The sequence below is a fragment of the Pseudoalteromonas sp. TAP-3C genome (assembly GCF_059888565.1).
The window spans coordinates 2,971,818-2,984,324 of record NZ_CM187618.1; the positions used below are offsets into that span (position 1 = coordinate 2,971,818).

Genomic DNA, 12,507 nt, shown 5'->3' on the forward strand with positions numbered 1-12,507 from the left:
CTGTACAAATAACAAATGTCATTCATACGAATTTTATTATCAGCTTTTCCAAATTTTTAAAGAGCAGAGAATCAAAAACTTCTCAAAATTAAACACACTCTATTCTCAGGCTATATTGCTACCCGATAAAGAATATTTATTTTTAAGAAGTAAAGTGGTGGAGCTAAGCAGGATCGAACTGCTGACCTCCTGCGTGCAAGGCAGGCGCTCTCCCAGCTGAGCTATAGCCCCACATATGCTGGTCTTACTGTTTGTATACCGACTTTGTTTCCAGACAAGGCATGGTACAACAACGTTTAGTTCACTAAACGAGGCGTGCCATAACGAAGTATGGGAGCAAAGTGGTGGGTCTGAGTAGATTTGAACTACCGACCTCACCCTTATCAGGGGTGCGCTCTAACCAGCTGAGCTACAGACCCAAACAATAAGTGTTGTTCTCTTCACAATTAACAATCATCTGTGTGGACACTACGAACAAATAAGTTCTAAATCGTATAAGGAGGTGATCCAGCCCCAGGTTCCCCTAGGGCTACCTTGTTACGACTTCACCCCAGTCATGAATCACTCCGTGGTAAACGTCCTCCCTAAGGTTAGACTATCTACTTCTGGAGCAACCCACTCCCATGGTGTGACGGGCGGTGTGTACAAGGCCCGGGAACGTATTCACCGCGTCATTCTGATACGCGATTACTAGCGATTCCGACTTCATGGAGTCGAGTTGCAGACTCCAATCCGGACTACGACGCACTTTAAGTGATTCGCTTACCTTCGCAGGTTCGCAGCACTCTGTATGCGCCATTGTAGCACGTGTGTAGCCCTACACGTAAGGGCCATGATGACTTGACGTCGTCCCCACCTTCCTCCGGTTTATCACCGGCAGTCTCCTTAGAGTTCTCAGCATTACCTGCTAGCAACTAAGGATAGGGGTTGCGCTCGTTGCGGGACTTAACCCAACATCTCACAACACGAGCTGACGACAGCCATGCAGCACCTGTATCTCAATTCCCGAAGGCACAGCAAAATCTCTTTCGCCTTTTGAGTATGTCAAGTGTAGGTAAGGTTCTTCGCGTTGCATCGAATTAAACCACATGCTCCACCGCTTGTGCGGGCCCCCGTCAATTCATTTGAGTTTTAACCTTGCGGCCGTACTCCCCAGGCGGTCTACTTAATGCGTTAGCTTTGAAAAACAGAACCGAGGCTCCGAGCTTCTAGTAGACATCGTTTACGGCGTGGACTACCAGGGTATCTAATCCTGTTTGCTCCCCACGCTTTCGTACATGAGCGTCAGTGTTGACCCAGGTGGCTGCCTTCGCCATCGGTATTCCTTCAGATCTCTACGCATTTCACCGCTACACCTGAAATTCTACCACCCTCTATCACACTCTAGTTTGCCAGTTCGAAATGCAGTTCCCAGGTTGAGCCCGGGGCTTTCACATCTCGCTTAACAAACCGCCTGCGTACGCTTTACGCCCAGTAATTCCGATTAACGCTCGCACCCTCCGTATTACCGCGGCTGCTGGCACGGAGTTAGCCGGTGCTTCTTCTGTCAGTAACGTCACAGATGTGAGGTATTAACTCACACCCTTTCCTCCTGACTGAAAGTGCTTTACAACCCGAAGGCCTTCTTCACACACGCGGCATGGCTGCATCAGGCTTGCGCCCATTGTGCAATATTCCCCACTGCTGCCTCCCGTAGGAGTCTGGGCCGTCTCTCAGTCCCAGTGTGGCTGATCATCCTCTCAAACCAGCTAGGGATCGTCGCCTTGGTGAGCCATTACCTCACCAACTAGCTAATCCCACTTGGGCCAATCTAAAGGCGAGAGCCGAAGCCCCCTTTGGTCCGTAGACATTATGCGGTATTAGCAGTCGTTTCCAACTGTTGTCCCCCACCTCAAGGCATGTTCCCAAGCATTACTCACCCGTCCGCCGCTCGTCAGCAAAGTAGCAAGCTACTTTCTGTTACCGCTCGACTTGCATGTGTTAGGCCTGCCGCCAGCGTTCAATCTGAGCCATGATCAAACTCTTCAATTAAAAGTTTTTTCTTCCCACTCAATAAAGAGATGAGACTGCTCAATGAATTCTGAATTTATTTAATATCTTTCGATATTGAATTGACTGTGCCGAAGCAACTTATAAATAAGTTACTTCTGTTGGTCACTCAGTTTCTCTTTCGAGAAAACACATTGAGACTCTAAATTTTTTGCCTTACTTAGTAAACTAAGTTTGGCTGTTAGAACTCAATCTGTACGAGTGCCCACACAGATGATTGCTTTATATTGTTAAAGAACGTTGCGACGTTGTCGCTAGGGATGCGTATATTACATCCTTTATTTTTCGAGTCAACACTTAATTTTAAACTTTCTTGCGATGATTTAAACTTAAGTTTTACTTAACTCTCTGATTAGCTTGTGCCTTGCTATGCGTTGTCTGCTGCGCATGGCCTCTGCCGTCTCAGTGGGGTCGCATTATAGGGAGATCCGAAAACAGATCAACTCTTTTTTTAGATCTTTTTACTGTTTGCTCAAGTTTCAAGCAAACAGGGAAGGAATCGCCAATAGATAATTAACTATAGGTTGTTTTTTACACTCTTATTGAATATTTGCTATAAATTTCATTGCTATGTTCAATTAAGACGTTAAGATAGCAAGTTCACAATGTTAAATTAATGTTTATTTCCTGTTTATTGGTAGATCAAAATGAAATTACCCGATCAAAAATCTTTTATCCTTTCAGTTATTCTTGCTGTTGTTGGTTTTGTTATTGTTAAGTTTGCGCTTGCAAGCTTGTCATTAGACCCTGCGCTGCTATTTGGTGCCGGTTTATTAATTGGTGGGCTTGTTATTGCGGCAATGTCATCAGCAAGTACAGAAGAGGCCGAAGTAAAAACAAAAACACTTTATGTTGGCAATCTTCCTTATCGTGCAAATGAAGGTGTAGTTCGTACTTTATTTGAAGAGCAAGGCAAAGTATTCAACGTTCGTTTGTTAAAAGATAAAAATACTGGCAAGCGTCGCGGCTTTGGTTTTGTCGAAATGGCACAAGCTGATGCTGATAATGCAATTGCCAAGCTAAACGATAGTGAGTTCCAGCAACGTACTTTGAAAGTGCGTGAAGCAAAACAAAAACAAGAAGATGATTTTAATTCTTATCGTTCAGAGTCGGATCAAACAGTGTAACTTGCTTAACCGCTAGTTTATCACTACATACATCAGCCGTTGCATAATAGTGCAGCGGCTTTTTTATGCCTGCTTGATTATCACTTAATTTAAGTAAAGAACTAACTCGCTTAGCAATGGCCGCACCAGAGTCTAATAACTGTACTCGCGTATTAAAGTAATCACCAATTGGTTTAGCCAAAATAGGAAAGTGGGTACAGCCTAATACCAGTACATCGAGATCTTTATTAATATTTAATCGGTTTAACTCAGTGTGCAACTTATCGAGATCTAAGTGCTGAGTAAAAAAGAAAGTCTCTGCCAAAATGACCAATTCAACACTACTATATAGGCTTGTGGTTATAGATGAGGCATGTTCTTTTATAAGTGCATCAGTATAGGGGCTTGATACCGTTGCGGGAGTTGCCAATAAACCTATATGCTTTGATTGCGTTAATTGCGCTGCGGGTTTAATTGCAGGTACAACCCCAACAATGGGAATATCGGTAATTTGGCGTACTGAACTTAATGCAGATGTTGAGGCGGTATTGCAGGCTATAACAATTAAGTCGATATTAAGTGACTCATCTTTAATAAATTGGATCAATCCACATAGACGATTAATGATGGTTTGTTGCGATTGCGCACCATAGGGTAATAATGCGTTATCCATAAAGTAGCTGTATTGAGCATGGGGAATGCTTTGCTGAATATGCTCAAGTACTGTGGTTCCACCTATACCTGAATCAAATACCATAATGTGCGCTGACAAACTACCATTCCTACTCTTTACTTGAGACGGCAGTTTGCCATGTGGCTTTTATAAAAGAAAGTAGTTTTACTCAGTGCCTAGTTTTGCTGTAGCGGTGTTTAATTTGTCTAAGTTTTCAAACATGGTGTTAGTGTAATCAACCAGTTTATCTATTTCTTGCTGATCTTGATTTAGCCATTGAATGATACCTGATAGCTGACTTTCTAATCCTAGGGTTTGCGCTTTAGAGTAAGCCGATTTTAGATCATCATTAAAAGGGGCTACAGTTTCGGCAATGGCTTTTTCTGATGTTGGTTTAATTTGTTCATACTCTTTAATAGCAGCCACGGTTTTGCTTTGACGTAAGTCCATTGAAAATGCCACCAGCTGTTCATTTCCTAAACTGAGTTCTTGGGCTTGCTCGAATGCTTTGTCCAAATCGCCACTAAAAAAGGTTTTACTGACATCTTGTAACTCTGCCATTAAATCATTGATGGCTTGCTGCTCGCCTTCGTTAAGCTCGCCGTTTACTGACATCGAGAAAGAGAGCTCACGGGATTCAGAAAATTGCGCACTAATTGATTGTGAATCATCTGTTTGTTGATAGCGATTAGATGACTGTGACTGATAAGCATCTGCAAAACTAATACTTACCTCATCACCTTCTGCTGTGGTAAAAGTGTAATCAGCACTATTACTTAAGCTTACAAATTGCGCTTGGCTGACAGTGACGCTTGCAGGTTGTGGGTTAAATAAGTTTTGCTCAAATTTATCTAGGCCATTAAAAATGCCTTGTTTGGATTTATCGATGCCCTCTTCAAGTTCTTGGTTGAAAACTCCCATGCCTTTTAGTTCATCAACGGCCTCATCAACACCTGTTTGCACTCCTTTACGAGCCTGATTAAGTATGTCTTGCAGCTTATCGTTATCGGCACCATTGGCTTTGGCTTTTTTTACCGAGCTTGTCACAAAGTCTAAAACATTTTTAACGACTTCATTAAAATCAAACAGTGGCTTGTCTTTTTTAGTCTCAGCAACCGGTAAACCAAGCTCTTTTGCCATTTTGTCACCTAATACGGCAGCAGCCAGTTCTTTTCCGCGTTGCTGATAACTAGTTGGTGGCGAGTCTATTTTAGGCTGAGGCATTGCTTGTTTCGTAGTGTATTTATTAGCATTACTATTTGGAACAAAACTAAAATTACCTATTTTCATCAGAAGACTCCTATTTAGACTTATTTTTATATCGGCCAAGTAAGCCATAACTGAAGTGAAATGCTCAAAAAAAGCGCACTATCTTTGATCAAAACTAGACAAATACGCTTCGCTCCCTACAATAGCGCCGATAAACAGATCTCAACGATAAGGTTATACCGTCAATGGCAGTTATAAATATAGATACTACGCAGTACGATACACAATTAAATGAAAAAGAGCAGCGTATTACAAAGCAATTTCAACGTTTCGGTGTAACACAGTTAGAAGTATTTAGCTCTGAGCCTATTAACTACCGTCAACGTGCCGAATTTAGAGTATGGCACGATGGCGACGATCTGTTTCATATTATGTTTGATCAACAAACGAAAGAGAAAATACGTGTCGATACCTTTGACCCTGCTGCTCCCTTAGTCGGTGAAGTTATGCAGGTGATGATTAATAACTTAAAAACCTGCGAAGTACTGCGTCGTAAATTATTTCAAATAGATTATTTATCGACCCTTAGTGGTGAAATTTTAGTGAGTTTGCTGTATCACAAACCACTTGATGAACATTGGTTATCTGAAATCAACACTTTAAAAGAAAAACTAAGTAGCCAATACAAAATTGACTTTATTGGCCGTGCACGTAAACAAAAAGAAAAACTGGGTGATGATTTTGTTACTGAGCGCCTAATGGTAAACGGTCAAGAGCTTATCTATCAACAAGTAGAGAATAGCTTCACCCAGCCTAACGCGAAAGTAAATATAAAAATGCTAGAGTGGGCACAAGCGCTGTGTAAACCACTTAACAATGATTTATTAGAACTGTACTGTGGTAACGGAAACTTTTCTATTGCGCTTGCCGGTTCATTTAATAAAGTGCTGGCAACGGAAATATCAAAATCGTCTGTGCATTCAGCGCAATATAATATTGCTCAAAACAAAGTAACTAACTTAGATATTATTCGCATGTCGAGCGAAGAGTTTACTCAGGCAATGAAAGGCGAGCGTACTTTCTCTCGCTTAGAGGGGATTGATCTGAGTAGTTACCACTGCCAAACCATTTTAGTTGACCCACCTCGTGCTGGCATGGACGTACTTACGTGTGACTTAGTGGCTAATTATGAAAATATTATTTATATATCATGTAACCCAGAGACATTAGAGCGCGACCTTGATCACTTAACGCAAACTCATGAAGTAAAACGCTTTGCAATATTTGATCAGTTCCCTTACACACATCACATTGAATCCGGTGTATTTTTACAACGTAAATAAGTTAAGCATTAGACTGTGCTCGTTGTAGAAAGAAAAAAAGCTCCTTAAGGAGCTTTTTTATTTAACCAAACTACTTATTTATTTGCTAAGTAATTAATGAGTGCGCTGACATCTTCTGGCGATGAAATACCGGACTCACCACCTAAATTAAGCTTATATTTACCATTAACAATAAACGTGGGAACGCCACGCAGTGCCCCTTTACCTTTAAAGTAATCTTGGTCACGTTTCATTTTAGAGCTAAGTGTACGTACTGAGAAGCTTTCAAATAATTTATCAAACTTTTCGCCATCAACACCTTGCGCTAAAAAAACATCTTTTACATCTGCAAGCTCATTAAATCGTGCGCGCTTTGCGTGGATATGATCAAACATTGCTGAAATAATTTTATCTTTTTCTGGTAATACTTCGGCAGTAGCTAATGCCTGACTGATCATAGCTTGATGCTCTGGATCGCGTACACCGACAAAATCTACATGACTTTTCTTAAATTTTACATTTTTGCCTAGCTTAGGTTTTATTTCGCTAAGTAACGGCTCCATGTTGTTACACGCTGGACAGTAAAAGGAGAAAAACTCTTTTACCTCTGGTTTTCTGGTTGCACGATCTGAGACGACATCGTAATGCACGCCTTCTTCGTAAGTGGCAGCAAAACTGGTTGCAGCTAAAGGGAGTAATACAGCAAGTAACCCTGCTTTAACTAATTTGATCATTATTAGGGTGCTCCAAAAATTATAGTTTTAATAAAAAGCTGATTAACTCATCAAGTTCTTGTTGGCTCTTGATTGTATTAATATTGATTTTGTATTTATCATTTACGATAAATGTAGGAACACCGGTTAATGCGCCAAGGTCAGAATATGTGTTTTGTTTATCTTGCATTTCACGCTCAGCCGCAATAATAGGTAAACTGGCAATATCGTTATCAAATGTGATGTTATCAATTGCATTAAGCTCTAATAGCTTTTTAACGTCTTTAATTTCAGTCAGTGGCGCACGCTGGATATGAATACTTTTAAAAATTTGCGCGGTTACTGCTTCAGCTTGACCGTGCTTTTTTGCAATTAAGTAAGCTAGGCTTAAATTACTTTGTGCTTGCGGTGAAACCCCCCCTAAAAAATTGACATGGTTTTTTATAAACTCCGTGCCTTCAGGTAAATTTTCTGCAATCTCTTTTGCTACCGGTTCAAATTTAAAACAGTGCGGACAATAGAAAGAGAAAAACTCGGTTACATTCGGCGTTTTACTTTTTTCAACGTCAATAACAGTGTATTGATCACCCGCTTCAAAGTTGGCAGCTAATGCTGCGAAAGGTAAACATAGGATCAGTAAACTTAGTTTTAATTTTTTAAGCATGAATATCTCGTTATACTTCTTTTTAAATAAAAATATTATGGCAATAATTTTAACGGGGCTTCTTGCAAAGCTGCAAACTGCTCTTTAAGCGCTAAAATTTGTTGCTCCCAGTATTTGTCATCTGCAAACCATGAAAAGTTCCGTACAAAAGCGGGATCACTCCAGCGTTTTGCAACCCACCCCATGTAATGAATCATACGCATAGCGCGAAGCGGTTCGATCAGCCTCAGTTGTGAGTGATCAAAATCGCAAAACTCTTCATACGCATTCACTAAAGTGTCTAACTGTAACAGCTGTGTTTGTCGATCGCCACTAAGCATCATCCATAAATCTTGAATGGCAGGTCCTTGGCGGCTATCGTCTAAATCAACAAACATTAATGCATCTCCTGCCCATAAGATATTACCAGCATGGCAGTCACCGTGTAAGCGAATGCTTTCTACATTTTTATATTGCTGTTGAGTTTGAGCAATAACTAAATCTAAAATAGTGTAAAAGGAAGTCTCTAATCCCATAGGCACTAAGTTACTTTTTTGTAAATGAACTTTAGCTGTATGCAGATATTCATCACAGGTCACAGTTGGTCTTTGGGTAAATGATTTTGTTTTAGCTACTTGATGCATGCGGCCAATTAAACGCCCGAGTACATCGAGCTGATCTAAATTATCTACTTCAAATAAACGCCCGCCAACACTTGGAAATAAAGTAAACAAATACCCTTGGTGTTCAAACAGGCTTTGCCCATTATAGGTTATTGGCGCAACCACAGGGACTTCGGCCGCTGCAAGCTCAAAGGCAAAATCATGCTCTTCTTGAATTTGCGCTTTACTCCAACGCTCAGGGCGATAAAATTTAACGACATAGCGTTTTGCGCCCTCGGCTATAAATTGATACACCCGATTTTCGTAACTATTAAGGGCTAATAACCCCGATTCAGCATAAATATCAACGCTTTCTATGGCATCTAAAATAAGATCTGGGGTCAAATCGATAAAGCTAAATTTACTCATATACTTCTTATATAAAAGAAAAGCGGGAAAATCCCGCTTTTGTTAATCACACTGCCAGTTTAACTTTAATAAAGGCGATTTATCGTGCTTTAAAAAAGTTGCTTGGCCGCGATATTTGATTATCGGACTCGTTTATTGGCGACAGTACAAAGTTAAACTCAGTCATTGGCGCTTGTAAATCATAGGGGTCCATCACTAATGATAACGGTACATTATGCGATTCTCCGGCTTTCACTGTAAACGTGGTGTCGCCTATGTATTTATAATTATCTAGCCCAGCGACATCAATAGAGAATGTTTGCTCATATTGCGCCTTATTTATTACTTTTAAGGTATACGTGTTTTCAACTAAGCCATTAAAATCGACACGATACAGCTGATTACGATCGCGAATAATATCAAAGTCCATGGTTTTGCGCATGGCAATATTAGCAACCAATGCACCGGTAAGTAAAAGTAAAATAACACTGTAACCAATTAACTTTGGACGCAACGGGTGGGTTTTATTTTCTGGGGTTTCTAAATTACGTTCTGTGGTGTAAGAGATAAGCCCTCGTGGATAATTCATCTTATCCATTACGCCGTCACAAGCATCAATACACGCACCACAATTAATACACTCGTATTGCAGACCATTACGAATATCTATTCCGGTTGGGCAAACCTGTACACACAAGTTACAGTCAATACAATCACCTAACCCCAGTGCTTTAGGGTCTTGTTTACGTGAACGTGGCCCTCGGTTTTCACCGCGAGCTTCATCGTAACTTACTGTAAAGGTGTCTTTATCAAACATTGCTGACTGAAAGCGTGAGTACGGACAAATATGCAAACACATAATTTCGCGCATCCAGCCCGCATTACCATAAGTACACGCCGTAAATACAATAATGCTTACTAAGGCATAACCACCTACATCTAAGGTAATAAAGTCAGGTAGCAGTTCACGAATAGGCGTAAAGTAACCAACAAAGGTTAACGCAGTATATAAAGAAAATAATACCCAACTGGTGTGTTTTGCCGTTTTCCGCCAAAACTTATCAAAATCCATCGGCCGCTGATCTAACTTTTTGCGCTGATTAGCGCTGCCCTCTAGCTTTTCTTCAAACCAAATAAAAATGAAGGTCCATACCGTTTGCGGACAAGTATAACCACACCATACTCGGCCATAAAACGTAGTAACTAAAAATAAGGCAAACGCTGCAAGCATCAAGATAAATGCAAGGATAGTGAAGTCTTGTGGCCACAGAGTTAAACCAAAAATATTAAACTTTTGCTCCATTAGATTAAATAAGACGGCTTGTTGCTCGTTAAAATTTATCCATGGCAACAACATAAACGCTAACAATCCTAAAAAGCCTATGCGCTGTCTTAGTAATTGATGAAGCCCTGTAACTGCACGTACATAAATACGATTACGTGGATTAAACCTGTCTTCTTGACGGCTCAGATCTGGTTTTTCGATCTTAACCTCTGTGGGTATATTTTTTACTTTAATTTGCTTATCCATTGAAGTTCCTCAACGCCGCTAGGAAATAAAAATTCAGCAATCTTTTTGTACTTAGAGTTCAAGTGTAGCAACTTACATGCTAAACATAATACGCTTTAGGTCGCATTTGTATAGTTTCAGATATTTCAGAAATATCTAACTACTAGCGCTTATTATACGCATATTAACTAAAATTACTGATTAGATTACCAATAATTTATTCAACTTGTGGCTTGCTTTTAAGGTGTATTTTATTACACTTGCCAGCTAGTAAAGTGTTGTTTGGATCAAGGTTTGTATATTTATGAAGAAATTTTTTATACTAGTGATTGTAATACTGGTATTTTTTACCGTTGATCACCCTTTAGTAAAAGAACCTAGAGAACGTTTACTCAGCGATGGTATAGGCTTGTTGAGTAGCACAACTAAAGTAGATCGCTTTCCTGTAGCAACCATGACGAGAAACAAAATAAATAAGCAGTTATCACTTTCTCATTCTGAGCAAGACTACGTTGCTAAAACCTTTACAAACGATGAATCAGTGAAGTTATTTGAACTGCGTTACTGTCGTCAAGGGGATCTCAACCTTTACTTTTACGAACAACGATTAACCACAGTATGTAATATTATTAACGAGTCATTAGCGCAATCTAGGGTGAAGTAATGGATTTTTCTAAATTAAATAAGGAAGCAAGTAACTCATTTAATAAGCACCGCACCATGCTAAAACAACTAGCACAGGGTAAAACATTAAAGTGTGAGCATTGCCATGGTGTGTTAACTCTCAACCTAGCCACCAGCGAGCGAGGTAAGGGGGTAATAAAGTGCCAACAAGGTTGCACCGATATTGAATTGGAAATTGGTGCTTAATTTTGAAAATAGTCATTAAGCACCACAAACAGTTTACTCTTCCCACCCTTCATCTGTATATAAACCACTATTAAGCGCTACAATTTCAATCAATTCGGCAAAACCTAACGCAAAGTCACCCATTAATTCATATTGCTGCTCGCATAGATGTAATTCATCGATATGGTTTTGCTGTGCAATTTGCACGATAGTGGGTTTATCCAGTGCAAAAAAGCTTAGTGTAGCCTGCGCACTTTCAAGCGCTTGCTTGTATTGACTATCAAGTTGCTCACTTGCTAGTAACTTATGGGTATACGCTTGGCTTGCTGTTAAAAAACCCGAACACCACTGCTGACAAAAGTCACAATCAAACACATCAGGTAATTTATAACCCAGCTCGAATACTTGTTCACTCACTTGATGGTGTAATGCCATAAATAAAAACAACATGTCTTCATCAAGGTCATTCGCTGTATTGGGTAGAATTTGCGCTAACCATTGGTGTACTTCTAATGGCTCAGGTGAACATATAATGCCAAATAAATAACCTTGGCTTTGGTTAAGGCTCATAGCGCCGGGCTGGGTAGTTAAAAACTCGCTGAGCAGCTTGGCGTGCTGCTCAGTAAACTGAGGTATTTGCATTAAAACTCTTTATATAAAATATTAAAATTTAAGTGGATAGCGACCTTGGTTATCGGGTCTACCTAAAAACTTCACCGCGTCATGGACTTCTTTCGGTAAAGTGAGGTCAGGTTTAACATATCCTGCTACTTTAAAGTCCAAATTAGCTTTTAGTGTAGCATCAGCCTCTAATCCTAATCTATTATCTGGCTCAATAAGTATGGCAACATCACCCGACTTACAACTTAATTTACCGCTCAGTGCGCCAATATTAAACCAACCTGTTAAACCTTGTACGTCAATATCAGGACTGGCGATTTCACCTTGCAATGATTGGCAATATGGCGCGCCTGAAATGTATTCATCCAGCTCTAAAATCATCCGCCCTTTAGCGGTAACTGGCAGTGGCAAATTAATTCGCTGCATGGCTCGCTCAACGGTTGAGCGTAGTACAGCATCTGTTATTTTAAGTCCCTCGTTTGCTAGTGAATAACTAATATCTGCATATCCAGAGATATCATTACGATCACGGGGGGTTCCAAAACGTAAGTTAGTGTTTACTTGAGCTTTAAATATTGACCATCCTGATATATCCCAACGTACATTATTTAATTGCTCACCATCAAAGCGCAGCTGCATCATTTGCCCTTGCCATACGGTGCCAACAGTTTGGCCTATTTCTAACTGCGGTGGTAAATACGGCTTAACTAAATTTAAAGCAACCGCAGCAGGTAGTTTAATAACGCTAAAAACAATAAAGCTTATGACAAAAACGATGGATAATATTATTATTTTTTTCATT

The 12,507-nt window shown here is 40.1% G+C and carries 12 protein-coding genes, 2 tRNA genes and 1 rRNA gene; 4 read left to right on the plus strand and 11 right to left on the minus strand.

Annotated features, from left to right (window positions below; translation table 11 throughout):
* Window positions 1-155: 155 nt before the first annotated feature.
* The 3 genes from AC6H44_RS13915 to AC6H44_RS13925 all read right to left on the minus strand — a co-directional run bounded on the left by AC6H44_RS13915 (window position 156) and on the right by AC6H44_RS13925 (window position 2,031).
* Window positions 156-231 (minus strand) — tRNA-Ala (locus AC6H44_RS13915).
* Between the two features lie 111 nt (window positions 232-342).
* A tRNA-Ile gene (locus AC6H44_RS13920) sits at window positions 343-419 on the minus strand.
* 76 nt (window positions 420-495) lie between these two features.
* A 16S ribosomal RNA gene (locus AC6H44_RS13925) occupies window positions 496-2,031 on the minus strand.
* Window positions 2,032-2,696: 665 nt separating this feature from the next.
* Here AC6H44_RS13925 and AC6H44_RS13930 point away from each other — a divergent pair.
* Window positions 2,697-3,176 (plus strand): RNA recognition motif domain-containing protein, encoded by a 480-nt coding sequence (locus tag AC6H44_RS13930; protein WP_500736212.1) that lies wholly within the window; start codon window positions 2,697-2,699, stop codon window positions 3,174-3,176.
* On the opposite strand, the gene murI is transcribed toward AC6H44_RS13930, so the two are convergent.
* Both murI and AC6H44_RS13940 read right to left on the minus strand, forming a co-directional pair.
* Window positions 3,139-3,927, minus strand: a complete 789-nt coding sequence (gene murI / locus AC6H44_RS13935) for a glutamate racemase (RefSeq protein WP_500736214.1) — start codon at window positions 3,925-3,927, stop codon at window positions 3,139-3,141. The two genes, AC6H44_RS13930 and murI, sit on opposite strands and share 38 nt — an antisense overlap.
* Window positions 3,928-3,993: 66 nt before the next feature.
* Complete coding sequence (locus AC6H44_RS13940; RefSeq protein ID WP_500736216.1) at window positions 3,994-5,118, minus strand: DUF5610 domain-containing protein; 1,125 nt, start codon at window positions 5,116-5,118, stop codon at window positions 3,994-3,996.
* Between the two features lie 164 nt (window positions 5,119-5,282).
* On the opposite strand from AC6H44_RS13940, the gene trmA reads away from it, so the two are divergent.
* Window positions 5,283-6,380, plus strand: coding sequence for a tRNA (uridine(54)-C5)-methyltransferase TrmA (gene trmA / locus AC6H44_RS13945; protein ID WP_500736218.1), 1,098 nt, complete (start codon window positions 5,283-5,285; stop codon window positions 6,378-6,380).
* Window positions 6,381-6,454: 74 nt separating this feature from the next.
* On the opposite strand, the gene AC6H44_RS13950 is transcribed toward trmA, so the two are convergent.
* The 4 genes from AC6H44_RS13950 to ccoG form a co-directional block, all read right to left on the minus strand.
* Window positions 6,455-7,093: a thiol:disulfide interchange protein DsbA/DsbL gene (locus AC6H44_RS13950; protein ID WP_500736220.1), complete on the minus strand. Its 639-nt coding sequence runs from the start codon at window positions 7,091-7,093 to the stop codon at window positions 6,455-6,457.
* Between the two features lie 19 nt (window positions 7,094-7,112).
* Window positions 7,113-7,736, minus strand: coding sequence for a thiol:disulfide interchange protein DsbA/DsbL (locus AC6H44_RS13955; RefSeq protein WP_500736222.1), 624 nt, complete (start codon window positions 7,734-7,736; stop codon window positions 7,113-7,115).
* Between the two features lie 35 nt (window positions 7,737-7,771).
* Entirely contained in the window at window positions 7,772-8,746 is a 975-nt protein-coding gene (locus AC6H44_RS13960) for a serine/threonine protein kinase (protein WP_500736224.1), read from the minus strand.
* Window positions 8,747-8,825: 79 nt separating this feature from the next.
* On the minus strand, window positions 8,826-10,256 hold the full coding sequence (gene ccoG, locus AC6H44_RS13965) for a cytochrome c oxidase accessory protein CcoG (protein ID WP_500736225.1): 1,431 nt from the start codon (window positions 10,254-10,256) through the stop codon (window positions 8,826-8,828).
* Window positions 10,257-10,539: 283 nt separating this feature from the next.
* On the opposite strand from ccoG, the gene AC6H44_RS13970 reads away from it, so the two are divergent.
* Both AC6H44_RS13970 and AC6H44_RS13975 read left to right on the plus strand, forming a co-directional pair.
* The gene (locus tag AC6H44_RS13970; protein WP_500736226.1) at window positions 10,540-10,899 is read left to right on the plus strand and encodes a hypothetical protein; all 360 of its coding nucleotides are present in this window, start codon (window positions 10,540-10,542) and stop codon (window positions 10,897-10,899) included.
* The gene (locus tag AC6H44_RS13975; protein ID WP_500736228.1) at window positions 10,899-11,105 is read left to right on the plus strand and encodes a hypothetical protein; all 207 of its coding nucleotides are present in this window, start codon (window positions 10,899-10,901) and stop codon (window positions 11,103-11,105) included. Before AC6H44_RS13970 ends, AC6H44_RS13975 begins: the two co-directional genes overlap by 1 nt.
* Window positions 11,106-11,138: 33 nt before the next feature.
* Here the strand turns inward: AC6H44_RS13975 and AC6H44_RS13980 are convergent, their stop codons facing one another.
* Together AC6H44_RS13980 and AC6H44_RS13985 are read right to left on the minus strand one after the other, a co-directional pair.
* Window positions 11,139-11,726, minus strand: coding sequence for a UPF0149 family protein (locus tag AC6H44_RS13980; protein WP_500736229.1), 588 nt, complete (start codon window positions 11,724-11,726; stop codon window positions 11,139-11,141).
* 21 nt (window positions 11,727-11,747) lie between these two features.
* On the minus strand, window positions 11,748-12,506 hold the full coding sequence (locus AC6H44_RS13985) for a type II secretion system protein N (protein WP_500736230.1): 759 nt from the start codon (window positions 12,504-12,506) through the stop codon (window positions 11,748-11,750).
* Between the last annotated feature and the right edge of the window lies 1 nt (window position 12,507).